The sequence below is a fragment of the Pseudomonas sp. SWRI81 genome (assembly GCF_014268545.1).
Classification (GTDB): domain Bacteria; phylum Pseudomonadota; class Gammaproteobacteria; order Pseudomonadales; family Pseudomonadaceae; genus Aquipseudomonas; species Aquipseudomonas hamedanensis.
In genome coordinates this window covers 73,185-99,882 of the sequence record NZ_JABWQS010000001.1, presented here as the reverse complement: position 1 = coordinate 99,882, position 26,698 = coordinate 73,185, and the positions used below count along the sequence as shown (strand labels likewise).

Below are 26,698 nucleotides of genomic sequence, written 5' to 3'. Positions count from 1 at the left end.
CTCATGCCTTCAATCCTGCGTGGAGATCCTGCAAGCGGCGCACGGTCTTTTCCGGACCGAACTTCAGCGCTTCGCAGATCGCTTCGCCCGCAGCAATGGTCGTGGTGCAGTAAATCTTGTGCTGCAGGGCGTTACGACGAATGGAATACGAATCGGCGATCGACTGACGACCTTCGGTGGTGTTGATGATCAGCGTGACTTCGTCATTCTTGATCATGTCGACCACGTGCGGACGACCCTCGGTCACCTTGTTGACGCGGCGCACTTTCAGGCCTGCCGCTTCGATCAGCTTGGCAGTGCCGGCAGTGGCGACCACTTCGAAGCCCAAGTTGATCAGATCACGGGCCACGCCTGCAACCAGTGGCTTGTCGTCGTCGCGCACGCTGATGAACGCGGTACCGCCGGTCGGCAGCACTTCGCTGGCGCCCATCTGAGCTTTGGCAAATGCCTCACCGAAGGTGTCGCCGACGCCCATCACTTCACCGGTCGACTTCATCTCTGGGCCAAGGATCGGGTCAACGCCAGGGAATTTGGCGAACGGGAACACCGCCTCTTTCACGCTGTAGAAGTTCGGGATGATTTCTTTGGTGAAGCCGATTTCTTTCAGGGTCTTACCGGCCATCACGCGAGCAGCGATCATGGCCAGGGACACGCCGATGCACTTGGACACGAACGGCACGGTACGCGAAGCGCGCGGATTGACTTCGATGACGTAGATGTCTTCGCCCTGCAAAGCCAGCTGCACGTTCATCAGGCCGACAACGCCCAGTTCCAGGGCCATTTTCTTGACCTGTTCGCGCATCTCGTCCTGGATGTGCGCTGGCAGCGAGTACGGCGGCAGCGAGCATGCGGAGTCACCGGAGTGAACACCGGCTTGTTCGATGTGCTGCATGATCGCGCCGATTACCACGTCTTTGCCGTCGCACACCGCATCCACGTCCATTTCGATGGCGCAGTTGAGGAAGTGGTCGAGCAGCACCGGGCTGTCGTTGGACACTTGCACCGCGTCACGCAGGTAACGCTTGAGCTCGTCTTCCTTGTACACGATTTCCATCGCGCGGCCGCCCAGTACGTAGGACGGACGCACCACCAGCGGATAACCGATTTTCGCTGCAGCGCGAACCGCTTCGTCTTCGCTGCGCACGGTGGCGTTTGGCGGCTGACGCAGATTCAGGCGCTCGACCATTTGCTGGAAACGCTCACGGTCTTCAGCGCGGTCGATGGCGTCCGGGCTGGTGCCGATGATCGGTACGCCGGCCGCTTCCAGGGCGCGAGCCAGTTTCAGCGGAGTCTGACCGCCGTACTGGACGATCACGCCTTTCGGCTTCTCGACGCGGCAGATTTCCAGTACGTCTTCCAGGGTTACCGGCTCGAAGTACAGACGGTCGGAAGTGTCGTAGTCGGTGGAAACGGTTTCCGGGTTGCAGTTGACCATGATGGTTTCGTAGCCGTCTTCGCGCAGAGCGAGGGCAGCGTGAACGCAGCAGTAGTCGAACTCGATGCCCTGACCGATACGGTTCGGACCGCCACCCAGAATCATGATCTTGTCGCGACCCGACGGCGCGGCTTCGCACTCTTCCTCGTAGGTCGAGTAGAGGTAAGCGGTGTCGGTGGCGAACTCGGCGGCGCAGGTGTCAACGCGCTTGTAGACCGGGAACACTTCGAGTTTCTGACGGTGCGTGCGCAGATTCTTCTCGGTCACACCCAGCAGCTTGGCCAGACGCTGATCGGAGAAGCCTTTGCGCTTGAGCTTGAACATCAGGTCGCGGTCGATCGAGGACAGACCGAGGGTCTTGACCTTCTCTTCTTCCTTGATCAGGTCTTCGATCTGCACCAGGAACCACGGGTCGATCATGTTCATGCCGAAGATGTCTTCGACCGACAGACCGGCGCGGAAGGCGTCCGCCACGTACCAGATACGCTCGGCGCCCGGTACGGTCAGCTCGCGCTTGAGCACGCTCATGCTTTCCGGATTGCTCAGATCGAGCTTCTCGTCCAGACCGCAAACGCCGACTTCCAGACCACGCAGGGCTTTCTGCAGGGATTCCTGGAAGGTCCGGCCGATGGCCATGACTTCGCCCACCGATTTCATTTGCGTGGTCAGACGCGCGTCAGCCTTGGCGAATTTCTCGAAGGCGAAACGTGGCAGTTTGGTGACGACGTAGTCGATCGACGGTTCGAAAGACGCCGGGGTCTTGCCGCCGGTGATGTCGTTCGACAGCTCATCAAGGGTGTAACCCACCGCCAGTTTGGCCGCGACCTTGGCGATCGGGAAACCGGTGGCTTTCGAGGCCAGTGCCGAAGAACGCGAAACGCGCGGGTTCATTTCGATCACGACCATACGGCCAGTGTTCGGGCAGATACCGAACTGCACGTTGGAACCGCCGGTTTCGACGCCGATCTCGCGCAGCACCGCCAGGGAGGCGTTACGCAGGATCTGATATTCCTTGTCGGTCAGGGTCTGCGCCGGCGCAACGGTGATCGAGTCACCGGTGTGCACGCCCATCGGGTCGAAGTTTTCGATCGAGCAGACGATGATGCAGTTGTCCTTTTTGTCGCGGACAACTTCCATTTCATATTCTTTCCAGCCGATCAGCGATTCGTCGATCAGCAGCTCTTTGGTCGGCGACAGGTCCAGGCCACGGGCGCAGATTTCTTCGAACTCTTCACGGTTGTACGCAATACCGCCACCGGTGCCGCCCATGGTGAAGGACGGACGAATGATGCACGGGAAGCCCAGAGTCTCGAGGACCGCGTTGGCTTCTTCCATGCTGTGGGCAATACCGGAACGCGGGCACGCCAGGCCGATGGACTTCATCGCCTTGTCGAAACGCGAACGGTCTTCAGCCTTGTCGATGGTGTCGGCGTTGGCACCGATCATCTCTACGCCGAACTTCTCCAGAACGCCTTCGCGCTCCAGGTCCAGCGCGCAGTTCAGCGCAGTCTGGCCACCCATGGTTGGCAGCACGGCGTCCGGGCGCTCTTTTTCGATGATCTTGGCCACGGTCTGCCATTTGATCGGCTCGATGTAGGTGGCGTCGGCCATGTCCGGGTCGGTCATGATGGTGGCCGGGTTGGAGTTCACCAGGATGACGCGGTAACCCTCTTCGCGCAGGGCTTTGCAGGCCTGGGCGCCGGAGTAGTCGAATTCGCAGGCCTGGCCGATCACGATCGGGCCAGCGCCAAGAATCAGGATGCTTTTAATGTCTGTACGTTTTGGCATGGGTTGTCACTCAAATCCGCAGGTCAGTCGGCAAGCCGTCTTGATCGATTTCTGAAGTCCCGAAGGGGCCGCCGTTAACGGGGCCACCCTCGAGCGCTTCTCTCTACAGTCTCAAGGCGAACGCTTAGCGTCGCTTGGCCATCTCGTTGATGAAGCGGTCGAACAGTGGCGCTACATCGTTCGGGCCCGGGCTCGCCTCAGGGTGGCCCTGGAAGCTGAACGCGCTCTTGTCGGTGCGCTCGATACCTTGCAGGGTGCCGTCGAACAGCGATTTGTGGATCGCGCGCACGTTGGCTGGCAGGGTGGCTTCGTCTACTGCAAAACCGTGGTTCTGGCTGGTGATCATCACCACGCCTGTGTCCAGATCCTGCACCGGGTGGTTGGCACCGTGGTGGCCGTGGCCCATTTTCAGGGTCTTGGCGCCGGAAGCCAGGGCCAGCAACTGGTGGCCGAGGCAGATGCCGAATACCGGAGTTTCGGTTTCCAGCACTTCCTTGATCGCCTGGATCGCGTAGTCGCATGGCTCAGGGTCGCCCGGGCCGTTGGACAGGAACACGCCGTCTGGCTTGAGCGCCAGCACGTCGGCAGCCGGGGTTTGCGCCGGCACCACAGTGACGCGGCATCCGCGCTCGACCAGCATGCGCAGGATGTTGACCTTGACGCCGTAGTCGTAAGCGACCACATGGTAAGGCAGCTCGGAAGCTTCGATGGTCGCGTGGCTGTCGGTTTTCAGATCCCAGACAGTCGAGCGCCATTCGTATTGAGTCTTGGTGCTGACGACTTTCGCCAGGTCCATGCCCTTCAGGCCCGGGAAGCCTTGCGCAGCGGCGATCGCCGCTTCTTCGGAGATGTTGTCACCGGCCATGATGCAGCCGTTCTGTGCGCCTTTTTCACGCAGGATGCGCGTCAGGCGACGGGTGTCGATACCGGCGATCGCCACGACATTGTTGGCTTTCAGGTAATCGGACAGGGACATCGTGTTACGCCAGTTGCTCGCGACCAGCGGCAGGTCACGGATGACCAGGCCAGCGGACCAGACGCGGTCAGACTCGGCGTCTTCAGGCGTGGTGCCGGTGTTGCCGATGTGCGGGTAAGTCAGGGTAACGATCTGCTGGGCGTAGGAAGGATCGGTAAGGATTTCCTGATAGCCGGTCATTGCGGTGTTGAACACCACCTCACCAACGGTCTGACCGTCGGCTCCAATGGCTTCGCCGCGAAAAATGCTGCCATCAGCAAGGGCGAGTATGGCTGGCTTAGTCAAGAAGACCTCCCGTAAATAACGCATGAAAGGGCAATCGCAGGTTGTAAAAAAGCGGAGTGACGTATGGACACGTCACCCCGCTTCTTCACTGAAATTATTCTGCGCGCTTTTAGTGGACACACTAAAGCTGTAGCTTACAGAAAAGGGCGTTTTTGGTCCACCGCTAAAGAGCCTTAAAGGCCGGAGAATGCGACAGACCGTCGCCAAGCGGTAAAAACCGGCGCAAACAGGGCGTTTGCGCCGGGTTCAGCAACAGCTCAACGCAGGTCGAGCACGTCCTGCATGTCGTACAGGCCTGGCTCGCGACCATCCAGCCACAGCGCCGCACGCACCGCGCCCTTGGCGAAGGTCATGCGACTAGAAGCCTTGTGGGTGATCTCGACGCGCTCGCCATCAGCAGCAAACAGCACGGTGTGATCACCAACGATGTCGCCGGCACGCACAGTGGCAAAACCAATGGTTTCACGCTCACGCGCACCGGTTTGCCCTTCGCGACCGTAGACCGCGACCTTTTTCAGATCGCGACCCAGCGCATCGGCAATCACTTCACCCATGCGCACCGCCGTGCCCGACGGCGCATCGACCTTGTGCCGGTGATGAGCCTCCATGATTTCGATATCGACATCATCACCCAGCACCCGTGCAGCAGTGTCGAGCAACTTCAGGCACAGGTTGACGCCAACGCTGAAGTTGGCGGCAAAGACGATCGGAATGTCCTTGCCCGCGTCGGCCAGCAATTGCTTCTCTTCGACACTGAAACCGGTCGTGCCGATGATCATCGCCTTGCCGTGCTTGCGGCAGAACGCGAGATTCTTCAGGGTCACGGTCGGATGGGTGAAGTCGATCAGTACGTCGAATTCTTCAACCACACGATCCAGATCACCGGACAGCGGCACGCCGATACGGCCCAGCGCTGCCAGCTCACCGGCATCCGCACCGACCAGCGTGCTGTCAGGACGATCCACCGCAGCGGTCAGGCCGGCGCCCGGCGTTTGCTGCACCGCTTCGATCAGGGTCTTGCCCATGCGCCCGGCGGCGCCCATCACTGCAATACGTCGCATGCCGACTCCTTACAAATCGCCGAAGAAGCGTTTCACACCATCAAACCAACCGGTGGTTTTCGGCGAGTGACTGTTGTCATCGGCCAGGGAGCTGCGGAATTCTTCCAGCAGTTCGCGCTGACGACGGTTCAGATTGACCGGCGTTTCGACAGCCACACGGCACATCAGATCGCCGGCACCACCGCCACGCACTGGCGCAACGCCCTTACCGCGCACGCGGAACTGCTTGCCGGTCTGGGTGCCTTCAGGGATTTTCAGTTTGACGCGACCGTCGAGGGTCGGAATTTCCAGCTCGCCGCCCAGAGCCGCATCGACGAAGCTGATCGGCACTTCACAGAACAGATGCTTGCCGTCACGCTGGAAGATGTCGTGCTCGCGTACATTGATGACAACGTACAGGTCGCCAGTCGGCCCGCCTTGGGTACCCGCTTCGCCTTCGCCGGACAGACGAATGCGGTCGCCGGTGTCGACGCCAGCCGGCACTTTGACCGAGAGAGTTTTGTATTCTTCGACGCGACCGTCGCCGTGACAGGAGTCGCACGGATCAGAAATGATCTTGCCCTGGCCATGGCAGCGCGGGCAGGTCTGCTGCACCGAGAAGAAGCCCTGCTGCATGCGCACCTGGCCGATACCGCCGCAGGTCGGGCACGTCGAAGGCGACGAACCTTTCTTGGCGCCAGAGCCATCGCACGGTTTGCAATTGACCAGCGTCGGAACACGGATGTTCACGGTGGTGCCGCGCACCGCTTCTTCCAGATTCAGCTCCAGGGTGTAGCGCAGATCGCTGCCACGCTGGGCGCCGCCACGGGAACCGCCGCGACCGCCGCCGAAGAAGTCACTGAAGACGTCGCCAAAAATGTCGGAGAAGTTCTGCCCGCCAAAACCGGCACCGCCGCCGCCCATGCTCGGGTCGACGCCGGCATGGCCATATTGGTCGTAGGCCGCGCGCTTGCTGGCATCGGACAACACTTCATAGGCCTCGTTGGCCTCTTTGAACGCCTCTTCCGAAGCTTTGTCGCCCGGATTACGGTCGGGGTGGTGCTTCATTGCCAGGCGGCGATAGGCCTTCTTCAGGTCCGCTTCGCTCGTGCCCCGCTCGACACCCAATACTTCGTAATAGTCACGCTTTGCCATAAGTTTCTTTGCACCCTTAAGGACGTTCGGCAAACCTCTCCTGAGCCTCGCCAAACTCGTTGAGCCCCCATTAAGGCCCGGACCCAACTCACGTCAATTCAACGATCCTGGTCTTGATTGATGCGGTATCTGCGGCGAGAAAAGCAGGAGCATTTTCGGCCATACCGCCAGCAAGCGAGCGTTGTCGCATGCTGTAAAAATTCGCGTATTCCAGATACGCCAACGCGGGAGGCAAGCTCCCGCGCGGCGACATCCTACCAGTCACCGCCGCAAGGCAGTCAACCGGGCGACCAACAACTTACTTGTGGTCTTTGACTTCTTCGAACTCGGCATCGACAACGTCGTCAGCCTTCTCAGCCGATTCGCCTTGCGGGGCCGCGCCATCAGCTGGCTGAGCCTGTTCGGCGTACATCTTCTGAGCAACCGGAGCAGAGACTTTCGACAGCTCTTCAACCTTGGCTTCGATGGCAGCCTTGTCGTCGCCTTTGACGGCGGCTTCCAAGGCAACCACTGCAGCTTCGATGGCAGTCTTCTCTTCGGCAGTGACCTTGTCACCGGCGTCAGCGACCATCTTGCGAGTCGAGTGAACCAGTGCGTCACCCTGATTGCGGGCAGCGGCCAGCTCTTCGAACTTGCGGTCTTCCTCAGCGTTAGCTTCGGCGTCACGCACCATGCGCTCGATTTCCTCGTCGGACAGACCGGAGTTGGCCTTGATCACGATCGACTGAGTCTTGCCGGTCGCCTTGTCTTTCGCGCCGACGTGCAGAATGCCGTTGGCGTCGATGTCGAAGGTAACTTCGATCTGCGGCACACCACGTGGAGCAGGTGGAATGTCGGCCAGGTCGAACTTGCCCAGCGATTTGTTCTGTGCGGCTTGCTTGCGCTCGCCCTGCAGAACGTGAATGGTCACAGCGCCCTGGTTGTCGTCGGCAGTCGAGAACACTTGCGATTTCTTGGTAGGAATCGTGGTGTTTTTCTCGATCAGCGCGGTCATCACGCCACCCATGGTTTCGATACCCAGGGTCAGCGGGCTGACGTCGAGCAGCAGAACGTCTTTCACATCACCGGCCAGAACAGCGCCCTGAATCGCGGCACCCATGGCAACGGCTTCGTCAGGGTTGACGTCTTTACGTGCTTCTTTACCGAAGAAATCGGTCACCAGCTTCTGCACCAGCGGCATACGGGTCTGACCACCGACCAGAATCACGTCGTTGATCGCGCCAACGTCGATACCGGCGTCTTTCATGGCGATGCGGCAAGGTTCGATGGTGCGCTGAACCAGGTCTTCAACCAGCGCTTCGAGCTTGGCGCGCGAGATCTTCACGTTCAGGTGCTTAGGACCGGTGGCATCTGCAGTGATGTACGGCAGGTTGACGTCGGTCGACTGAGCGGACGACAGCTCGATCTTGGCTTTCTCAGCGGCTTCTTTCAGGCGCTGCATGGCCAGCGGGTCACCCTTGAGGTTCATGCCGCTTTCTTTCTTGAATTCGTCAACGAGGTAGTCGATCAGACGAATGTCAAAGTCTTCACCGCCCAGGAAAGTGTCACCGTTGGTGGCCAACACTTCGAACTGGTGCTCGCCGTCAACTTCAGCGATTTCGATCACGGAAACGTCGAACGTACCGCCACCCAGGTCATAAACGATCACGGTGTGATCGCCCTTGGCCTTGTCCATACCGTAAGCCAGCGCGGCTGCGGTCGGTTCGTTGATGATACGTTTTACGTCCAGACCAGCGATGCGGCCGGCGTCTTTGGTCGCCTGGCGCTGGCTGTCGTTGAAGTAGGCCGGAACGGTAATCACCGCTTCGGTCACTGCCTCGCCGAGGTAGTCTTCGGCGGTCTTCTTCATCTTCTTCAGAATTTCAGCCGAGATTTGTGGCGGCGCCATTTTCTGGCCGTTCACTTCAACCCAGGCGTCATTGTTGTCAGCCTTGACGATCTTGTAAGGGACCATCTGGATGTCTTTCTGCACAACTTCTTCGTCGAAACGACGACCGATCAGACGCTTTACTGCGTACAGGGTGTTGTGCGGGTTGGTCACAGCCTGACGCTTGGCCGACTGACCTACCAGAATTTCGCCGTCGTTGGCATAAGCGATGATCGACGGCGTGGTACGCGCGCCTTCAGCGTTTTCAATAACTTTGGCCTTGCCGTTTTCCAGCACGGAGACGCAGGAGTTGGTAGTCCCCAGGTCGATACCGATAATTTTGCCCATGTTCACTCTCCCGAAACTTTGGATTTTGTTGCCGCAGCAGTGGTGGCTAACTGCGGTAGCACTTAAACGCTTGACTTCTAAATGGGGGCCTTGCGGCTAATTTCAAGCCTGTTCGTCAATCGAAGGCGAAACTGGCGCAGGGGCCTTGCTGACCACGACCATGGCCGGGCGCAGCAGGCGACCATTGAGCTGATAGCCCTTCTGGAACACTTTCAGGACGCTGTTCGGTTCGACGTCAGCGCTTTCCTGCATGGCCATTGCCTGATGGAGAACGGCGTTGAACGGTTCGCCATGCGGATCGATCGCTTCAAGCTGATAACGCTTGAGGGTGTCGTTGAACATTTTCAGGGTCAGCTCGATGCCTTCGCGCATAGGACGGATGCTTTCATCGTCCGGGTTCGACAGTTCGAGACCGCGCTCCAGGCTGTCGACGATCGGCAGCAAGTCGCCGGCAAATTTTTCCAGCGCAAACTTGTGGGCCTTCTCGACATCCTGTTCGGCACGGCGGCGGACGTTCTGCAGATCGGCAGCTACACGCAGAGACTGATCCTGCGCGGCGGCCAATTGCTCTTCGAGCACTTGCACACGGGTCGCCAGGTCATCCCCCGAACCTTCCGGCGCCTGATTGGCTTCTGGGTTTTGCGTATCTACTGTCTGTTCGTCAGCCATGGAATTCTCCTTTCAATTTCGTCCGCGAGCCTGACTCGCGCTTCTGCCCCGGTATATGGGGCCGCAAAATCAGGCTTCAAGGGCTTTGAAAAATTAACCCTACAAAAAAGTGCCGCTTTCTCATTCCCGAACGCGCTAAGAAGATCTTAAATTCAAGCAAATCGAGCTAAAGGAGGTGATTGTCAGGGCGAAACAAAACACTGTATAAATAACCAGACCTCAAGCCTGGGAGCGGCCGTCATGCTGGTGCACCTGTCTGTACATAACTACGCCATCGTTGAACATCTCGATCTCGAACTCGATCGCGGGATGAGCGTGATCACAGGGGAAACCGGCGCCGGCAAATCGATCATGCTCGATGCGCTGGGCCTGACCCTAGGCGATCGTGCCGACAGCGGCGTGGTGCGGCCGGGCGCCGACAAGGCCGATATTCTGGCGACCTTCGACCTGGCGGACATCCCCGAAGCCAGCGCCTGGCTGGCCGAGCGCGATCTGGACATCGACGGGCCGTGCATTCTGCGTCGGGTCATTACCTCGGAGGGCCGGTCGCGCGGCTATATCAATGGCACGCCCTGCCCGCTTGGCGATCTCAAAGCCCTTGGCGAATTGCTGATCGACATCCACAGCCAGCACGAACATCAGTCGCTGCTGAAAACCGACACCCATCGCCGCCTGCTCGATGAATACGCTGGCGCCACCGACCTGGCCCGCCAGGTGCAACTCGCCGCCCAGCGTTGGCGCCAGACCCGGCAAGAGCTGGAGCGCCTTTCCAATTCCGGCGATGAGCAACGCGCCCGCCATCAATTGCTCAGCTATCAGCTCGAAGAACTGGAAAACCTTGGCCTCGGCGAAAACGAACTGGAACAACTGGAGCAGGAACACAAGAACCTGACCAACGCCGAAGCCCTGCTCGGCATTTGCCGACAAGTGGTCGAGCAATGCAGCGAGAGCGATTCCGGCAACGTGCTCAATGCACTCACCGCGAGCCTCAACCGCTTGTCCAGCGTGAACAACTCGGTTGGTGCACTCGGCGAAGCCAGCAGTCTGCTGACCAGCGCGCAGATTCAGGTTGAAGAAGCGGTCGGCGAGCTCAACCGCTTCCTCGACAATTTCGACGCCGACCCGGCGCGTCTGCAATATCTGGAAGAACGCCTCGACGCGATCTATACCCTGGCGCGTAAACACCGGATCCAGCCCACCGAAGTCGCCGAGATGCAACAGAAGCTGCTGGATGAAATTGAAACCCTCAACGCCAATGACGAATCCATCGAGCGCCTGGGTGAAGAGCTGGCGTCCTATGCCCGCCACTATCAACAGAAAGCACGCGAACTCAGCGACCTTCGCCATCAGGCGGCGGGCGGTCTCGCCAGTGCGGTGGAACAGGAAATTCAGCGACTGGGCATGCCTGGCGGTCGGTTCACCATCGAATTGAAAGCCAATAACAGCGACGAACTGCTGCCGAACGGACTGGAGCAGGTCGAACTGCTGGTCAGCGCCAACCCTGGTCAACCGCTCAAGGCCTTGGCAAAAGTGGCATCCGGGGGTGAGTTGTCGCGGATCAGCCTGGCGATTCAGGTGATCACCGCACAGACGTCTCGCGTTCCCACGCTGGTATTCGACGAAGTCGACGTAGGTATTGGCGGCCCGACTGCCGAGATTGTCGGCCAGTTATTACGGCGCCTCGGTGATCGTGGCCAAGTGCTGACCGTGACCCACTTGCCGCAAGTGGCGGCGCAGGGACATCAGCATCTGTTCGTGCATAAGGTCCGCGATGAAAAAGCGACTCACACGGCCGTCGCGAAGCTGAGCAAGAATGAGCGCATCGAAGAAGTCGCGCGGATGCTTGGTGGTATCGATCTGACCAAGGAGTCCCTGGCCCACGCGAAAAAAATGGTAGTGACCGCGAAGGCTTAACAAGTAATAGAAAGCACGAAGGCGACCCTTGGGTCGCCTTCGTTCGTTTCGCGAATGTGAAATTCGCGCGACATGCTTACTTTTTCTTGCGTACGTACAGCACCAGGTTGTGATCAACCATCTCGAAGCCATGCTTCTCGACAATCGATTTCTGAAGTTTTTCGATTTCTTCGTCGAAGAACTCGATCACTTCACCCGATTCCACGTTGACCATATGGTCATGGTGGCCGCCATCAGCCAGTTCGAAGACCGCGTGGCCGCCGTCGAAGTTGTGGCGGACCACGAGGCCAGCCGCTTCGAACTGAGTCAGAACACGGTAAACCGTGGCCAGACCGACGTCCTCACCAGCTTCCATCAACGCCTTGTAGACGTCTTCGGCACTCATGTGGCGCTGCTCGGTGGAGTCGAGCATTTGCAGGATCTTGACCCGTGGCAGGGTCACTTTGAGGCCGGCTTTGCGTAGTTCGCTATTTTCAACCATGGTCAGCTTTCTCGCGATGCTGCTTCGCAGCTTCTCTTAATGCGGGTATGATCGGCGTTTACGTTGTCCCAGCCAAGATAGTGGAAGTCGCCCACCGATGCAAAACACCAAGCTCTTGCTAACCAGTTTCACCTTTGTGGGACTGCTCGCACTCGCCGGTTGTTCATTCCCCGGGGTTTACAAAATCGACATCCAGCAGGGCAATGTCGTCACGCAGGACATGATAGACCAGTTACGCCCGGGAATGACCCGGCCGCAAGTACGGTTTATCATGGGCAACCCTCTGCTTGCCGACACGTTCCATGCCGATCGCTGGGATTATCTGTACAGCCTGCAACCGGGTGGCGGTGAACGCCAACAGGAACGCATCAGCGTTATCTTCAATTCCAACGACCAGCTTGTCAGCCTGTCCGGTGACTTCATGCCGGGCGTCAGCCGTGACGAAGCCATTCTCGGCAAGGACAGTGGCACAACTGTGACCGCGCCTGCTGAAAACGCCGAGAAGCCAGCAGCGGAAAAACCGGCCAAGCCCGGTTCGATGCTGGATCAGATCCAGAAAGAAGTCGATGGTGTGGAAACCGTACCGGTTCCAACGCCAGAGCCGCTGGACACCTCGCCGCAGTAATTCGCGAGGCAATAAAAAACCCGGAGATTCCGGGTTTTTTATTGCCTGCCGTTCGTGCTGATCAAGTATTCCGAGATTTGGCCTCGGCCGCTTTCGCCGCGCGCAAGCGTCGCACTTCTTTAGGATCGGCCAGCAACGGTCGGTAGATTTCGATGCGATCACCCGCTTGAACCACGCGTGAATCGGCATCGGCAACCACTTTGCCAAAAATACCCAGCGGACACTCCGCCAGATTCAGCTCAGGAAACTCTGCCGCGATTCCTGATGCCTGCGCCGCCGCGCGAACGGTCACGCCCTCAGCCACGCTGACCGCGCGTAAAACCTGCCGATCAACCGCCGCGTAGACGACTTCTATATCGATCATCGGCTCAACCGTGCATCTGCTTGGCGCGCTGGCAGAAAGCATCCACCAACTGATTGGCGGCCTGATTGAACAGCGGGCCCAACGTAGCGCGCACCAGCGGCCCGGCGTAATCGAAGGACAAATCCAGACTGATCTTGCAGGCCTTTTCGTTCAGCGCCTTGAATACCCAGACGCCGTGCAATTGATTGAAAGGACCTTCTTCAAGGTTCATTTCGATCGACTGCCCCGGCACCAGTGTATTGCGCGTGACGAAATGCTGACTGAGCCCGCCCTTCGCCACGCCGACACTGGCGCGCATGTGCTCCGGCGAGCTTTCCAGCACTTCGGCCTCCGAGCACCACGGCAGAAATTCCGGATAACGCGCCACGTCGTTGACCAAGTCGTAGAGAAATTGCGCCGGGTAAGGCAGCAGCGCCGATCGTTGAATATGTGTCGTCATGTAAGCGTTACTTCCAGAGCTGAGCGGCAAATACTACAAGAATGCCGATAGGCGCCACGTAGCGCATCAAGAACAAAGACAGGGCAAACAGCAACGGATTGCGGATCGACAATTCGTCACGTACCGCTTCGCGCCCCATCACCCACCCGGCGAACAGTACGAAGCACAGGCCGCCCAACGGCAACATGATCCGCGAGGTGAAGAAATCGATCACGCCAAAGAAGTCCAGACCGCTCTGCGCACCCCATTGGTAGAGGCTGAATACCCCGCCTTCGTTCACGAAAAACTTGGCCTCCTTCCAGATATTAAAGGAGAACACCGTGCCCAGACCAACGAACCAACAGGTGAACGCCAGCCAGAAAGTCACCCAGGTGCGGCTGATTTTCGTGCGTTCTACCAGGTAAGCCACCATCGGTTCGAGCAAGGAAATCGCCGAACTCCAGGCTGCCACCGCGACGAGCACAAAGAACACCACGCCCATCAATTGGCCGAAAAATACATTACCAAAAGCAAATGGCAGGCTGACGAACATCAGGCCCGGGCCTTCACTTGGGTTCAGGCCAGCGGCGAACACAATAGGAAACAGCGCCAGACCGGCCACCAGTGAAACGAAGGTATCCAGCAACGCCACGCCAACAACCGTGCCCGACAGCGAGGTGTTCTTCGGCATGTAGGCGCCATAGATCATGATCGAGCCGACCCCGACGCTCAGCGAGAAGAACGCGTGCCCCATCGCCGGCAGCAGGCCGTCGAGGACTTTTTCCGGGTGGAAGTCGAACATGAAATGCACGCCTTCCATGAAATGCCCGGTGGTCATGCTGTAACCCAGCAGCACCAGAATCATCACAAACAGCAACGGCATCATGATCCGCAGGCTGCGCTCAAGCCCGGCGACGACGCCTTTGGCGATCACATAGGCCGACAGCAGCATAAAAATCGTGTGCCAAAGTGTCAGACGCCACGGATTGGAGATGACATTGCCGAAGTACGCGCCAACCTGATCAGCCGTCGCGCCCTGAAAATCTCCGCGCCCCATATCGACGATGTAATCCAGCGACCAGCCGCCAACCACGCTATAGAAAGACAGAATCAGCAACGCCGTGATCATCCCGGCAAACGCGCCCCACGACCATTTGGCCGAGTGCCCGGCTTCCAGCGCCAGGACCTTCAGGGCATTCGCCGGACTTTGCCGCGCACGCCGGCCAATCAGGGTTTCGGCGAGCATGACAGGGACGCCGATCAGCGCGATGCACGCCAGGAACATCAGTACAAACGCACCGCCGCCGTAGACCCCGACCATGTACGGGAACTTCCAGATACTACCCAGTCCCACGGCCGAACCGGTCGCGGCGAGTATGAATACCCAGCGGCTAGCCCAACTGCCGTGGACAGAAACCTTGTCTGTCGACATCGTTTATCACGCCCAAGCGTTAGAAAAAGAGGCCGCATTGTCCGGGATTCACTCAACCTGCTCAAGCACGCAGCAACACCGTAGCCGACAGCCGAACAACTCCATATAATGCCGCCCCTATGGCTAAACAGAAGAAACACCCAACAGGGACCATCGCGCAGAACAAAAAGGCGCGACACGATTACTTCATCGAGCACAAGTTCGAGGCTGGTCTGGTCCTGGCCGGCTGGGAAGTAAAAAGTCTGCGGGCGAGCAAGCTACAGCTGGTCGACAGCTATGTGCTGCTCAAGGACGGCGAAGCATGGTTGCTCGGCAGCCACATCACGCCGTTGATGACCGCGAGTACCCACGTCATCGCCGACCCGGTGCGCACGCGCAAGTTGCTGCTCAACCGCCGCGAGCTGGAAAAGCTCGCCGCCGCCGTGCAGCAAAAGGGTTACGCCTGCGTCTGCCTGTCCTGGTACTGGAGCAAGCACATGGTCAAGTGCGAGATCGCTCTGGGCAAGGGCAAGAAGGAATACGACAAGCGTGACACCGAGCGCGAGCGCGATGCCGGTCGTGAACTGCAACGTGCGGTGCGCAACAAGGGCAAGGAAGACTAACCTCTTCTGCCTCTAGCGCGTATTCGCGAGCAGGCTCGCTCCCACCCTTGGAATGCATTTCCATGTGGGAGCGAGCCTGCTCGCGAAAGCTATTTCAGCATCAACACAAATACACCTGATCACATCCCCTTGCGCCGCTCCGCCCGAGCCATGCGCTGCACCTCCTGCCTCACCTCTTCCAGCACTTCCTGGACATACAAAATATGTCGGCTGGACACTTCACGCGCCTGCTCCGCCCGTCCTTCGATAATCGCCAGATACAATTCGCGGTGCTGGGTAATCAGCATGTCGCGGGTTTCCGTGCGCTGCTTGTACATGCCGCCAATGTTGGTCACGACGTTGCGCTTGAGCAGATCGAACAGCCCGCGAATGGTGTGCAGCAACACGGCGTTATGACTGGCCTCGGCAATCGCCAAATGAAATTTCGCATCCGCCGCGCCTTCCTCGGCCCGGTTCACTTCGTCATGACGCGAATAGCAATCCTGCAGTTCTTCGAACGCGGCGGTCAGCCGCTCGCGATCAACATCGGTGGCGCGCAATGCGGCGTAATAGGCGCACGATGCCTCCAGAGTGTGCCTAAATTCCAGTAAATCCCGTTGCGCCTCGGGATTGCTTTCGAGCAATTGCAACAGCGGATCACTGAACGTCGAACCCAGGGATTCCACCACATAGTTGCCGCCGCCCTGACGACTGACCAGCAAGCCTTTGGCCGCCAGTTTCTGGATCGCCTCACGCAACGACGGGCGTGATACGCCAAATTGTTCGGCCAGCGTGCGCTCCGCCGGAAGCCGCTCGCCCGACTTCAGCGTGCCCTCGAGGATCATCCCCTCAAGGCGCTCGACAATATCGTCAGACAAACGGCGCTGCCGAATCTGATCAAAGCCCATAACTCATTTCTCCACGATCCCGACCGCTCGCCGGGCTGTCTATTCTGGCCTATCCGCGCGCCGCCGACACCTGCCAGACGCCACCTCGCCAAACCGGATCAGTTGCCTTCTGCACCGCATCTTCGACGAAAGTTTCAGGGCGGCAAATTGACACACCGCCATCAAGGCTTTTACCCTAGCCAACAGCGATTGTAAATTGGTCTTACCAATTATCCAAGAACGCTGACAGTGCCTGACCAACAACAATTAGGGGCCACCCCACTATGCAAACCTGGCAACAGCTTTACAGCCCGCTCGGCAGTCTCGGCGTCTCCGCTCTCGCGGCCGTCATCCCCATCGTGTTTTTCTTCCTCGCGCTGGCGGTGTTCCGCCTCAAAGGCCATGTGGCCGGCAGCATCACCCTCGCCCTATCGATTGCCGTGGCAATTTTCGCCTTCCAAATGCCGGTGGACATGGCGTTCGCCGCTGCCGGTTATGGCTTCGCTTACGGTCTGTGGCCGATTGCCTGGATCATTGTCGCGGCGGTGTTCCTGTACAAACTGACGGTGAAAAGCGGTCAGTTCGAGGTCATCCGCAGCTCGGTCCTGTCGATAACGGACGACCAGCGTTTGCAGGTGTTGCTGATCGGTTTCTGCTTCGGCGCATTTCTTGAAGGTGCTGCCGGTTTTGGCGCGCCGGTGGCGATTACTGCCGCTCTCCTTGTAGGACTGGGCTTCAATCCGCTGTACGCCGCCGGTCTGTGCCTGATCGCCAACACTGCGCCCGTGGCCTTTGGTGCTCTGGGGATTCCGATCATCGTCGCAGGCCAGGTCACCGGCATCGACGCGTTCAAGATCGGCGCCATGACCGGCCGCCAACTGCCACTGTTGTCGTTGTTCGTGCCGTTCTGGCTGGTGTTCATGATGGACGGCCTGCGCGGCGTGCGGGAAACCTGGCCGGCCGCGCTGGTGGCAGGCTTGAGCTTCGCCATCACTCAGTACTTCACGTCCAACTTCATCGGCCCGGAACTGCCGGACATCACCTCGGCCCTGGCCAGCCTGATTTCCCTGACCCTGTTCCTGAAAGTCTGGCAACCCCGACGCGCCGCCGGCCAGCACATCGTCGGCGCCGTGTCCGCCTCGGTGGTCAGCGCCAGCGTCGGCGGTTTCGGCCAGAAGCGCACGACCGTGGCTTCGCCCTACAGCCTCAGTGAAATTATCAAGGCCTGGTCGCCATTCCTGATCCTCACCGTGCTGGTGACGATCTGGACACTGAAGCCCTTCAAAGCGATGTTCGCAGCGGGCGGCTCGATGTACAGCTGGGTCTTCAATTTCGCCATTCCGCATCTTGACCAACTGGTGATCAAAACCGCGCCAATCGTAGCCAACCCGACGGCCATCCCGGCGGTATTCAAACTTGATCCGATTTCCGCGACCGGCACGGCGATTTTCTTCTCCGCACTGATTTCGATGCTGGTGCTGAAGATCAATTTCAAAACTGGTCTGACCACTTTGAAAGAGACGTTCTACGAACTGCGCTGGCCGATCCTGTCGATCGGCATGGTGCTGGCGTTCGCCTTCGTCACCAACTACTCCGGCATGTCCTCGACCATGGCTTTGGTATTGGCCGGAACCGGCGCTGCGTTCCCGTTCTTCTCGCCGTTTCTCGGCTGGCTGGGCGTGTTCCTGACCGGCTCCGATACTTCGTCCAACGCGCTGTTCAGTTCGCTGCAAGCGACCACCGCGCACCAGATCGGCGTCAACGACACCCTGTTGGTGGCGGCAAACACCAGCGGCGGCGTGACCGGCAAAATGATTTCGCCGCAATCGATCGCCGTGGCCTGCGCCGCGACCGGTCTGGTCGGCAAGGAATCGGATCTGTTCCGCTTCACCCTCAAGCACAGCCTATTCTTTGCAACGATTGTCGGTTTGATCACCCTGGCTCAGGCCTACTGGTTCACCGGCATGCTGGTGCATTAAGACTACATACAACACGGAAAAAACCGACGCCGGCCCGTGATCCGGCGTCAGCAATTCACCACCGGGTCTGTAAGGCTGCTGAAAGCAACGCGCTTTATATTCAGCAGCCGCAGCAGACGGATAACCGGGCCCACCCGGAGACACGCCTGATGAGCGAGCTTTTTTACAACGCTGTGCCGAACGCGACTCGCGTGGCACCGCCACTGCCCGAACCTCGGCAATACCCCAGCGAGAAACCGTCGCGGGTCTATCTGTTCGGCACGTGTGTGGTCGACCTGTTCTACCCCGAAGCCGGGATGGACGCGATCCGTCTGCTGGAGCGTGAAGGGATTCGGGTCGAGTACCCGCAAGGGCAGAGTTGCTGCGGGCAACCGGCCTACACCTCGGGTTACACCGAGCAGGCGCGGACGGTGGCGCGCTCGCAACTGGCGCTGTTCGCCGGGGATTATCCGGTGGTGGTGCCGTCGGGTTCCTGCGCCGGCATGCTGCGCGAGCATTACGCCGACTTGTTCAAGGACGAGCCGCAAACGTTGAAACAGGTGCAGGCCTTGGCGGCGCGTACCTATGAACTGGCCGAATTTCTGCTGTTCGTCTGCAAGGTGCAGCTCAAGGACAGCGGCGAACCGGTGAAAGTCGCACTGCATACCTCGTGTTCGGCGCGCCGCGAAATGAACACCCACCTGCACGGCCGCGAGTTGTTGGCGCAGTTGAGCAACGTGGAGCGGGTCAACCACGATCACGAAAGCGAATGCTGTGGCTTCGGTGGGACATTCAGCGTCCGTATGCCAGACATTTCCGGCGCGATGGTGGCTGACAAGACCCGAGCGCTGAAGGAATCCGGCGCGCACAAGGTACTAAGCGCCGACTGCGGCTGTTTGATGAACATCAACGGCGCACTGGAGAAACAGCAGGAAGCGTTGCGCGGCCAACACCTGGCCAGCTTCCTCTGGCAGCGAACCGGAGGTGCGAAATGAGCACCTCGACGATAATTCCTACGGTCGCCGTAGAAGAAGATTTTCGCACCCGGGCACACAATGCCCTGGGCGATGCGCAGCTGCGGAACAACTTCCGCACGGCCATGGATTCACTGATGACCAAGCGGGCAGCGGCTTTCAGCGATGCCCACGAAAGAGAACACTTGCGCGCACTGGGCAATTCTATCAAGGCCCGCGCGCTGTCCAGGTTGCCCGATCTGCTTGAGCAACTGGAACAGAACCTGACCCGCAACGGTGTGACAGTGCACTGGGCGGAAACGGTGGACGAGGCCAATGGCATCGTCTTATCGATCATCCGCGCTCACGAGGCGCGGCAAGTGATCAAGGGCAAATCGATGGTCAGCGAAGAGATGGAGATGAACCATTTCCTCGAGGCTCGGGACATTGAATGTCTGGAGTCCGACATGGGGGAGTACATCGTCCAGCTCGACCACGAGAAGCCTTCACACATTATTATGCCGGCGATCCACAAGAATGCCGGTCAGGTCGCGTCCTTGTTCCACGACAAACTTGGCGTGGAATACACCAAGGACGTTGACCAACTCATTCAGATCGGTCGCAGGGTCCTGCGGCAGAAATTCTTCGAAGCGGACATTGGCGTCTCTGGCGTCAACTTCGCCGTGGCCGAAACCGGCACCCTGCTGCTGGTGGAAAACGAAGGCAACGGGCGCATGACCACCACCGTGCCCCCCGTGCACATCGCCGTCACCGGCATCGAAAAAGTCGTGGAGAACCTGCGCGACGTGGTGCCGCTGCTGTCATTGCTGACGCGCTCGGCACTGGGCATTCCGATCACCACCTACGTCAACATGATCTCCGGCCCGCGCAAGGAACATGAGCTCGACGGCCCACGGGAAGTGCATCTGGTGCTGCTCGACAACGGTCGCAGCCAGGCCTTTGCCGACAGCGAGTTGCGCCAGACCCTCAACTGCATCCGCTGCGGCGCCTGCATGAATCATTGCCCGGTCTACACCCGCGTCGGTGGCCACACCTACGGCGAGGTCTATCCAGGTCCGATCGGCAAAATCATCACCCCGCACATGGTCGGCCTCGCGAAAGTGCCAGATCACCCGAGCGCGTCTTCGCTATGCGGTGCATGCGGTGAAGTCTGCCCGGTAAAAATTCCGATCCCGGCCATCCTGCGGCGTCTGCGCGAAGAAAACGTCAAAGCCCCGGACTCGCCTCATCAGGTCATGCGCGGTCAAGGCAGCAAGTATTCGCGCAAGGAACGTTTTATCTGGAACGCCTGGGCCAAGCTCAATAGCTCGCCGACGCTGTACCGACTGTTCATTTTTTTCGCCACTCGCTTGCGTGCACTGACGCCGAAAAACGTCGGTCCCTGGACGCAGAACCACAGCGCACCAAAACCCGCCGCGCGTTCATTGCATGACATGGCCCGCGAGCATCAGGCCAAACAGGGAGATCGCTGATGAGCGCCAAGCAAAATATCCTCGGCAAACTGCGGAAAAGTCTGACGGGCACCACACCGATCGCTGATGACTTCGATGTCGATCTGGTGACGCAGCCTTATACCTACAGCCCCGAACAACGCATCCCGCAACTGCGCAAACTGATGGAAGCGGTGCACACCGAAATCCACCTGACCTCAGGTGCCGAGTGGCCAGCGCTGCTTGCGCAACTGCTGCGTGACCGCCAATTGCCGAGCCTGCTGATCGCACCGACCACGCCGCATGGGCAACGCATCACACAGTACTGGGCGAATAATCCTGATCTCCCGGCACTGAAATCCTACGACCGGCCGATGGAAGAGTGGAAAGCCGAGCTGTTCAACGACACCCCGGCCAGCCTCACCGGCACCCTCGGCGCCATCGCCGCCACAGGCAGCCTGATCATCTGGCCCACCCGCGAAGAACCGCGCTTGATGAGCCTGGTGCCACCCATCCATTTCGCCCTGCTCAAGGCCAGCGAGATCCGCGACAACTTCTATCAGGTGCAGCAAGAGTTCGAATGGGCGCAAGGCATGCCGACCAACGCGCTGCTGGTCTCCGGCCCGTCGAAAACCGCCGATATTGAGCAGGTCCTCGCCTACGGCGCGCATGGCCCGAAAGACCTTGTGGTGCTGATTCTGGAGGACCAATGAGTCTTCCTGCTGCTTTCCTGCGTGACGCCGAGCAACTGATTCCGGCGGACCGCCGCTTCGACGATCCGCTGTCGACTCTGGCCTTTGGCACCGATGCGAGTTTCTATCGGCTGATCCCGAAACTGGTGATCCGCGTCGAATCCGAAGACGAAGTGGTGGCGCTGCTGAAACTGGCCCAGCGCGACAACGTGCCGGTGACCTTCCGCGCCGCCGGCACCAGCCTGTCCGGGCAGGCGATCAGCGATTCTGTGTTGATTGTGCTTGGGGATAACTGGAACGCCCGCGAGATACGCGGCCAGGGCGAGCAGATCCGCCTGCAACCCGGAGTGATCGGCGCGCAGGCCAACGCCTGGCTGGCGCCGTTCGGGCGCAAGATTGGCCCCGATCCGGCGTCGATCAATGCCTGCAAGATCGGCGGCATCGTCGCCAACAACGCCAGTGGCATGTGCTGCGGCACCGCACAGAATACCTATCACACGCTGGCCGGGATTCGTCTGGTGCTGGCTGACGGCACGCGTCTGGATACCGAAGACGCTGCCAGCGTTGCGGCGTTTCGTTCGAGCCACGGCGATCTGCTCGAACGCCTGGCGACATTGGGCCGCGAGACCCGCGCCAATTCCGAACTGGCCGCGCGAATCCGCCACAAATACCGTCTGAAAAATACCACTGGCCTGTCGCTCAATGCCCTGGTGGATTTCGACGAGCCTGTGGATATCTTGAGCCACCTGCTGGTCGGCTCCGAAGGCACGCTCGGCTTTATCAGCGCGGTGACCTACGACACCGTGATCGACCACCCGAACAAGGCCTCGGCGCTGATCGTGTTTCCGGATGTGGAAACGTGCTGCAACGCGGTTACCGTGCTGAAAAGCCAACCAGTGTCAGCGGTGGAGTTGCTGGACCGACGCAGTCTGCGTTCGGTGCAGGACAAAAAAGGCATGCCCGCTTTCGTACAACTGCTATCGGAAAATGCCTGCGCGCTGCTCATCGAATCCCGTGCGGCTTCGTCTATTTTGCTGCAGGAACAATTGGCGCAGATCATGGCGTCCCTGCGCAATTTCCCCGTAGAGAAACAAGTCGATTTCACTGAAGACCCAGTGGAAAACGCCCGTCTCTGGGCCATCCGCAAGGACACCTTCCCCGCCGTCGGTGCGGTGCGCAAAACCGGCACCACAGTCATTATCGAAGACGTGACCTTCCCGGTCGAGCAACTGGCGATCGGCGTCAACCGCCTGATCGAGCTGTTCGACAAACATGCCTACGATGAAGCAATCCTTTTCGGACACGCACTGGAAGGCAATCTGCACTTCGTCTTCACGCAAGGCTTCAACAACCCGGAAGAAGTCGCACGCTATCAAGCGTTCATGGACGACGTCGCACAACTCGTCGCAGTTGAATTCGGCGGTTCGCTGAAAGCCGAACACGGCACCGGACGCAACATGGCGCCGTTCGTCGAACTGGAATGGGGCAGCGATGCCTATCAGTTGATGTGGCAGCTCAAACGCCTGCTCGACCCGAACGGCATTCTCAATCCGGACGTGGTGCTGAGCGAAGATCCGCAGATTCACCTCAAACACCTGAAACCGCTGCCGGCGGCCGACGAGATTGTGGATAAGTGCATCGAGTGCGGTTTCTGCGAGCCGGTCTGCCCGTCGAAGGGCCTGACCCTGAGCCCGCGCCAGCGCATCGTGATCTGGCGCGATATCCAGGCGAAAAAACGCGCAGGCATCGACACCACCGAACTGGAAAAAGCCTACGACTACCAAGGCATCGACACCTGCGCCGCGACCGGTCTGTGTGCGCAACGCTGCCCTGTAGGCATCAACACCGGCGAACTGGTGAAAAAGCTGCGTGGCCGACACGCCACACACCAGAAAACCGCTGACTGGATTGAAGGAAATTTCGCCAAGACCCTGCAAGGCGCGCGCTTCACTCTGCACGTCGCCAACGGCGCGCGGATGTTGCTCGGCGCACCGCGTCTGGCAAAACTTTCGGCAACCTTGACGCGCTTGTCCAAAGGCCAGGTGCCGTTGTGGACCAGCGCCATGCCACAACCGGAAAAAGCCATTCGCTTCAGCCCGAGCGTGGCGGACGAGCGCCCGCGAGTGGTTTATCTGGCCGCTTGCGTGTCGCGCGTCATGGGCCCGGCGGCGGGCGACAAAGAGCAAATGTCGCTGTACGACAAAACCCGCGCCCTGCTGGAAAAGGCCGGCTACCAAGTAGTCTTTCCCGACAATCAAGACAACCTCTGCTGCGGTCAGCCCTTCGCCTCGAAAGGCTACGCAGAACAAGCCGAGCACAAGCGCCAGGAACTGATCAGCGCCCTGCTCCACGCCAGTCGCGGCGGCCTCGATCCGATCTATTGCGACACCAGCCCGTGTACGTTGCGGCTGGTTCAGGACATCGGCGAAACGCGACTGGATCTGTACGATCCGGTGCGCTTCATTCGTACGCATCTGATGGATCGCCTCGATTTCACACCGCAGGAAGCGCCGATTGCCGTACACGTAACGTGCAGCACTCAGCATCTGGGCGAAAGCCAGGCGCTGATCGATCTGGCGCGCAAATGCAGCAAAAACGTGGTGATTCCCGAGGGCATTCATTGCTGCGGGTTTGCCGGCGACAAGGGCTTCACCACACCGGAACTCAACGGTCATTCGTTGCGTACACTCAAGGGCGCGGTGCAGCACTGCAGCGAAGGCATTTCCACCAGCCGCACGTGCGAAATCGGCCTGACGCAACACGGCGGGATTGACTATCACGGGCTGGTTTATCTGGTGGATCGGGTGACACAGGCGAGAACCGCCTGAAGAAAAAATAGAACCCTTGAGCGAGGCGGTAGTCCACAGAGTAAGCCCCGACAAATCGGGGCTTTTCCTCCATTCGGTGGCTCGCCCTGCGGTCAGCGAAGCCTGGATCCCTCAGTTCAAGGAGATACATATGAAGCGTTCTGTACTGTTAGGTCTGTTCGTTACTGCCTCGATGATGGCCTCCACTTCGTTCGCCGCTGACAAGCCTGCTGACTTGTGTGATGCCAACATCCAAACCATCAACAACGCCAAGACTGACCTCCAGTCGTCACCCGATCTGGATGCTCGCGTATCAGCCAGTGTGCAAAAGGCCCAAGCGCTGAAGGCACAAGGCAAAATCGACGATTGCGTCGCGGAAACCCAGCAAACCATCCTGGAAATCCGCAAGACCTCTGACGGCACCAACAAATGACCGACCAGCCGGCCAACCTTCGGGTTGGCCTCGCGGGCTGATTGGCGTACACTGTGCAGGCTTGTTGCTCAAACGCTGTACTGAGCAATGAGTTCGGGGCCGTTTAGGATTCGACGCCGGTTGCGAAACTTTAGGTGCATGCCGAGTTGGTAACAGAACTCGTAAATCCACTGTTGCAACTTCTTATAGTTGCCAATGACGAAACCTACGGGGAATACGCTCTCGCTGCGTAAGCAGCCTTAGCCTTCCCTTCTGGTACCTTCGGGTCCAGCAATCATCAGGGGATGTCTGTAAACCCAAAATGATTGTCATATAGAACAGAATCGCCGTGCAGTACGTTGTGGACGAAGCGGCTAAAACTTACACAACTCGCCCAAAGCACCCTGCCCGTCGGGTCGCTGAGGGTTAACTTAATAGACACGGCTACGCATGTAGTACCGACAGCGGAGTACTGGCGGACGGGGGTTCAAATCCCCCCGGCTCCACCATTTCATCATCTAAAGACGTCCACGGACGTCTTTTTTTGTGCCTGAAACCCGGTAAATAAGGGGGTTCAGGGCTGCGGGAGGCTTTCCAGGTTTTTTGAGTTCCAGGCGGTTTGGTATTCCCAATGGTATTCCCGGCTACCCGGCGCTAATCTTGGGAATACCAAAAGGTGTCATGGAGTACTTCTCATGTGCGCTCAAACCACCCGCCTCTCCGACCGCCAGCTCAAGGCGGTCAAACCGAAAGACAAGGATTACGTCCTCACCGATGGCGACGGGCTCCAGCTGCGAGTCAGGGTCAATCGCTCGATGCAGTGGAATTTCAACTACCGGCATCCAGTAACCAAGAACCGAATCAACATGGCACTCGGCTCCTATCCCGAGGTTTCTCTGGCGCAAGCGAGGAAGAAAACCGTTGAGGCCAGAGAGCTGCTTGCACAAGGCATCGACCCAAAAGCTCAGCGCAATGAGCTGCAGGAAGCCAAACGAGCGGAAACGGAACACACCTTCGAGAACGTGGCCACAGCCTGGTTCGAGCTGAAGAAGGATTCCGTCACGCCGGCGTATGCCGAAGACATTTGGCGCTCCCTCACACTGCATGTTTTTCCGAGCATGAAATCAACGCCTCTCTCGGAAGTCAGCGCCCCAATGGTCATCAAGCTCCTTCGTCCGATTGAGGCCAAAGGCAGCCTCGAGACAGTTAAGCGAGTGAGCCAGCGCCTTAACGAGATCATGACCTACGGGGTCAATTCCGGAATGATCTTTGCCAACCCTCTCAGCGGCATTCGAGCGGTGTTCAAGAAACCTAAGAAAGAGAACATGGCAGCGCTACCACCTGATGAGCTTCCGGAGCTAATGATGGAAATCGCGAATGCCAGCATCAAGAGGACGACCCGCTGCCTGATCGAATGGCAGCTACACACTATGACCCGCCCTGCCGAAGCGGCGACTACCCGATGGGCAGACATCGACTTCGACAAACGCATCTGGACCATCCCTCCGGAGCGAATGAAAAAGCGTCGTCCGCACACAATCCCGCTGACCGAACATGCACTCTCGTTACTGGAGACACTTAAGCCCCACAGCGGCCACAGAGAATACGTATTCCCGGCAGATAGAAACCCGCGCACCCACGCGAATAGCCAGACCGCCAACATGGCGTTGAAGCGCATGGGCTTCCAGGACCGCTTGGTCAGCCACGGCATGCGCTCCATGGCCAGCACCATCCTGAACGAGCATGGGTGGGATCCGGAGCTGATCGAAGTCGCGCTAGCGCATGTCGACAAGGACGAAGTCCGAAGCGCTTACAACCGAGCGGACTACATCGAACGCCGGAGACCGATGATGGCTTGGTGGAGTGAACATATCCAAAAAGCAGCAACGGGCAGTCTGTCGGCAGCTGCCATTAATGACATCAGGAACTGCAATGTCGTGCCGATACGGTGAGCGCTCACCGGACGCCGCCGGTAACCGAAAATAACTCCCCAGATGGAGTGATGGTTGATTTGGCGACAGCGGCGACACCGGCGACAACCCGCGTAATACCTGGTCTGCAGCATGGCGACAAAAGTGGCGACTGTCGCCGCTGCAAGCCTCTCTCTTGAGGCTTTCTCGACCAAGCCCAAGCGAGCGGGAAGGCTCCGCATTCCCACTC

The 26,698-nt window shown here is 59.0% G+C and carries 21 protein-coding genes and 1 other RNA gene; 11 read left to right on the top strand and 11 right to left on the bottom strand.

Translation table 11 applies throughout. The features are described 5' to 3' along the window. Position 1 precedes the first annotated feature (1 nt). The 6 genes from carB to grpE form a co-directional block, all read right to left on the bottom strand. A complete protein-coding gene (gene carB / locus HU765_RS00395) occupies positions 2 to 3,223 on the bottom strand; it encodes a carbamoyl-phosphate synthase large subunit (protein WP_126360072.1) in 3,222 nt (1,073 codons plus the stop codon). 124 nt (positions 3,224 to 3,347) lie between these two features. Next, positions 3,348 to 4,484 carry a glutamine-hydrolyzing carbamoyl-phosphate synthase small subunit gene (gene carA, locus HU765_RS00390; RefSeq protein WP_016771765.1) on the bottom strand — a complete coding sequence of 379 codons (1,137 nt, stop codon included), beginning with the start codon at positions 4,482 to 4,484 and terminating at the stop codon, positions 3,348 to 3,350. Positions 4,485 to 4,741: 257 nt separating this feature from the next. Further along, entirely contained in the window at positions 4,742 to 5,545 is an 804-nt protein-coding gene (dapB, locus tag HU765_RS00385) for a 4-hydroxy-tetrahydrodipicolinate reductase (RefSeq protein WP_041477928.1), read from the bottom strand. A gap of 9 nt (positions 5,546 to 5,554) precedes the next feature. Next, positions 5,555 to 6,679 (bottom strand): molecular chaperone DnaJ, encoded by a 1,125-nt coding sequence (dnaJ, locus tag HU765_RS00380; protein WP_186547350.1) that lies wholly within the window; start codon positions 6,677 to 6,679, stop codon positions 5,555 to 5,557. Between the two features lie 298 nt (positions 6,680 to 6,977). Beyond that, positions 6,978 to 8,894: a molecular chaperone DnaK gene (gene dnaK / locus HU765_RS00375; RefSeq protein WP_039759567.1), complete on the bottom strand. Its 1,917-nt coding sequence runs from the start codon at positions 8,892 to 8,894 to the stop codon at positions 6,978 to 6,980. A 102-nt stretch (positions 8,895 to 8,996) separates the two neighbouring features. Beyond that, entirely contained in the window at positions 8,997 to 9,563 is a 567-nt protein-coding gene (gene grpE, locus HU765_RS00370) for a nucleotide exchange factor GrpE (RefSeq protein ID WP_186547351.1), read from the bottom strand. A 240-nt stretch (positions 9,564 to 9,803) separates the two neighbouring features. On the opposite strand from grpE, the gene recN reads away from it, so the two are divergent. Continuing rightward, positions 9,804 to 11,477, top strand: a complete 1,674-nt coding sequence (gene recN, locus HU765_RS00365; protein WP_186547352.1) for a DNA repair protein RecN — start codon at positions 9,804 to 9,806, stop codon at positions 11,475 to 11,477. 76 nt (positions 11,478 to 11,553) lie between these two features. Here the strand turns inward: recN and fur are convergent, their stop codons facing one another. Further along, positions 11,554 to 11,958 (bottom strand): ferric iron uptake transcriptional regulator, encoded by a 405-nt coding sequence (gene fur / locus HU765_RS00360; RefSeq protein WP_016771770.1) that lies wholly within the window; start codon positions 11,956 to 11,958, stop codon positions 11,554 to 11,556. A gap of 97 nt (positions 11,959 to 12,055) precedes the next feature. On the opposite strand from fur, the gene HU765_RS00355 reads away from it, so the two are divergent. Next, entirely contained in the window at positions 12,056 to 12,583 is a 528-nt protein-coding gene (locus tag HU765_RS00355) for an outer membrane protein assembly factor BamE (protein WP_186547353.1), read from the top strand. A 61-nt stretch (positions 12,584 to 12,644) separates the two neighbouring features. Here the strand turns inward: HU765_RS00355 and HU765_RS00350 are convergent, their stop codons facing one another. Genes HU765_RS00350 through HU765_RS00340 form a run of 3 tightly spaced genes read right to left on the bottom strand, consistent with a single transcriptional unit; the run spans position 12,645 to position 14,797 of the window. Then, positions 12,645 to 12,947 (bottom strand): RnfH family protein, encoded by a 303-nt coding sequence (locus tag HU765_RS00350; protein WP_186618634.1) that lies wholly within the window; start codon positions 12,945 to 12,947, stop codon positions 12,645 to 12,647. A 4-nt stretch (positions 12,948 to 12,951) separates the two neighbouring features. Beyond that, entirely contained in the window at positions 12,952 to 13,386 is a 435-nt protein-coding gene (locus HU765_RS00345) for a type II toxin-antitoxin system RatA family toxin (protein ID WP_186547355.1), read from the bottom strand. A gap of 7 nt (positions 13,387 to 13,393) precedes the next feature. Continuing rightward, the gene (locus tag HU765_RS00340) at positions 13,394 to 14,797 is read right to left on the bottom strand and encodes a sodium-dependent transporter (protein WP_186547356.1); all 1,404 of its coding nucleotides are present in this window, start codon (positions 14,795 to 14,797) and stop codon (positions 13,394 to 13,396) included. A gap of 119 nt (positions 14,798 to 14,916) precedes the next feature. Here HU765_RS00340 and smpB point away from each other — a divergent pair, with 119 nt between their 5' ends. After that, entirely contained in the window at positions 14,917 to 15,399 is a 483-nt protein-coding gene (gene smpB, locus HU765_RS00335) for an SsrA-binding protein SmpB (protein ID WP_007915208.1), read from the top strand. Between the two features lie 119 nt (positions 15,400 to 15,518). Here smpB and HU765_RS00330 read toward each other — a convergent pair whose 3' ends face one another. Beyond that, positions 15,519 to 16,286: an FCD domain-containing protein gene (locus tag HU765_RS00330; protein ID WP_186618633.1), complete on the bottom strand. Its 768-nt coding sequence runs from the start codon at positions 16,284 to 16,286 to the stop codon at positions 15,519 to 15,521. Positions 16,287 to 16,549: 263 nt separating this feature from the next. Between HU765_RS00330 and HU765_RS00325 the strand changes: the two genes are divergently transcribed. The 8 genes from HU765_RS00325 (at position 16,550) to HU765_RS00290 (ending at position 26,490) form a co-directional block, all read left to right on the top strand. After that, positions 16,550 to 18,244 (top strand): lactate permease LctP family transporter, encoded by a 1,695-nt coding sequence (locus tag HU765_RS00325; protein ID WP_186547357.1) that lies wholly within the window; start codon positions 16,550 to 16,552, stop codon positions 18,242 to 18,244. 149 nt (positions 18,245 to 18,393) lie between these two features. After that, entirely contained in the window at positions 18,394 to 19,218 is an 825-nt protein-coding gene (locus tag HU765_RS00320; protein ID WP_186618632.1) for a (Fe-S)-binding protein, read from the top strand. Continuing rightward, complete coding sequence (locus tag HU765_RS00315; protein WP_186618631.1) at positions 19,215 to 20,669, top strand: LutB/LldF family L-lactate oxidation iron-sulfur protein; 1,455 nt, start codon at positions 19,215 to 19,217, stop codon at positions 20,667 to 20,669. Before HU765_RS00320 ends, HU765_RS00315 begins: the two co-directional genes overlap by 4 nt. After that, a complete protein-coding gene (locus tag HU765_RS00310; protein WP_186618630.1) occupies positions 20,669 to 21,340 on the top strand; it encodes a lactate utilization protein in 672 nt (223 codons plus the stop codon). The genes HU765_RS00315 and HU765_RS00310 overlap by 1 nt, the downstream gene beginning before the upstream one ends. Beyond that, a complete protein-coding gene (locus tag HU765_RS00305; protein WP_186618629.1) occupies positions 21,337 to 24,147 on the top strand; it encodes an FAD-binding and (Fe-S)-binding domain-containing protein in 2,811 nt (936 codons plus the stop codon). Before HU765_RS00310 ends, HU765_RS00305 begins: the two co-directional genes overlap by 4 nt. Before the next feature lie 130 nt (positions 24,148 to 24,277). Beyond that, complete coding sequence (locus HU765_RS00300; RefSeq protein WP_186618628.1) at positions 24,278 to 24,559, top strand: hypothetical protein; 282 nt, start codon at positions 24,278 to 24,280, stop codon at positions 24,557 to 24,559. A 95-nt stretch (positions 24,560 to 24,654) separates the two neighbouring features. Continuing rightward, positions 24,655 to 25,047: a transfer-messenger RNA gene (gene ssrA, locus HU765_RS00295) on the top strand. Between the two features lie 186 nt (positions 25,048 to 25,233). After that, positions 25,234 to 26,490 (top strand): integrase domain-containing protein, encoded by a 1,257-nt coding sequence (locus HU765_RS00290; protein WP_186618627.1) that lies wholly within the window; start codon positions 25,234 to 25,236, stop codon positions 26,488 to 26,490. Positions 26,491 to 26,698 lie beyond the last annotated feature (208 nt).

What these genes read in the sequence shown, in the direction of transcription:
- carB (WP_126360072.1), bottom strand. Translation starts at nt 3,223, where the DNA reads ATGCCAAAACGTACAGACATTAAAAGCATCCTGATTCTTGGCGCTGGC.
- dapB (WP_041477928.1), bottom strand. Translation starts at nt 5,545, where the DNA reads ATGCGACGTATTGCAGTGATGGGCGCCGCCGGGCGCATGGGCAAGACC.
- dnaJ (WP_186547350.1), bottom strand. Translation starts at nt 6,679, where the DNA reads ATGGCAAAGCGTGACTATTACGAAGTATTGGGTGTCGAGCGGGGCACG.
- dnaK (WP_039759567.1), bottom strand. Translation starts at nt 8,894, where the DNA reads ATGGGCAAAATTATCGGTATCGACCTGGGGACTACCAACTCCTGCGTC.
- grpE (WP_186547351.1), bottom strand. Translation starts at nt 9,563, where the DNA reads ATGGCTGACGAACAGACAGTAGATACGCAAAACCCAGAAGCCAATCAG.
- recN (WP_186547352.1), top strand. Translation starts at nt 9,804, where the DNA reads ATGCTGGTGCACCTGTCTGTACATAACTACGCCATCGTTGAACATCTC.
- fur (WP_016771770.1), bottom strand. Translation starts at nt 11,958, where the DNA reads ATGGTTGAAAATAGCGAACTACGCAAAGCCGGCCTCAAAGTGACCCTG.
- HU765_RS00355 (WP_186547353.1), top strand. Translation starts at nt 12,056, where the DNA reads ATGCAAAACACCAAGCTCTTGCTAACCAGTTTCACCTTTGTGGGACTG.
- HU765_RS00350 (WP_186618634.1), bottom strand. Translation starts at nt 12,947, where the DNA reads ATGATCGATATAGAAGTCGTCTACGCGGCGGTTGATCGGCAGGTTTTA.
- HU765_RS00345 (WP_186547355.1), bottom strand. Translation starts at nt 13,386, where the DNA reads ATGACGACACATATTCAACGATCGGCGCTGCTGCCTTACCCGGCGCAA.
- HU765_RS00340 (WP_186547356.1), bottom strand. Translation starts at nt 14,797, where the DNA reads ATGTCGACAGACAAGGTTTCTGTCCACGGCAGTTGGGCTAGCCGCTGG.
- smpB (WP_007915208.1), top strand. Translation starts at nt 14,917, where the DNA reads ATGGCTAAACAGAAGAAACACCCAACAGGGACCATCGCGCAGAACAAA.
- HU765_RS00330 (WP_186618633.1), bottom strand. Translation starts at nt 16,286, where the DNA reads ATGGGCTTTGATCAGATTCGGCAGCGCCGTTTGTCTGACGATATTGTC.
- HU765_RS00325 (WP_186547357.1), top strand. Translation starts at nt 16,550, where the DNA reads ATGCAAACCTGGCAACAGCTTTACAGCCCGCTCGGCAGTCTCGGCGTC.
- HU765_RS00320 (WP_186618632.1), top strand. Translation starts at nt 18,394, where the DNA reads ATGAGCGAGCTTTTTTACAACGCTGTGCCGAACGCGACTCGCGTGGCA.
- HU765_RS00315 (WP_186618631.1), top strand. Translation starts at nt 19,215, where the DNA reads ATGAGCACCTCGACGATAATTCCTACGGTCGCCGTAGAAGAAGATTTT.
- HU765_RS00310 (WP_186618630.1), top strand. Translation starts at nt 20,669, where the DNA reads ATGAGCGCCAAGCAAAATATCCTCGGCAAACTGCGGAAAAGTCTGACG.
- HU765_RS00305 (WP_186618629.1), top strand. Translation starts at nt 21,337, where the DNA reads ATGAGTCTTCCTGCTGCTTTCCTGCGTGACGCCGAGCAACTGATTCCG.
- HU765_RS00300 (WP_186618628.1), top strand. Translation starts at nt 24,278, where the DNA reads ATGAAGCGTTCTGTACTGTTAGGTCTGTTCGTTACTGCCTCGATGATG.
- HU765_RS00290 (WP_186618627.1), top strand. Translation starts at nt 25,234, where the DNA reads ATGTGCGCTCAAACCACCCGCCTCTCCGACCGCCAGCTCAAGGCGGTC.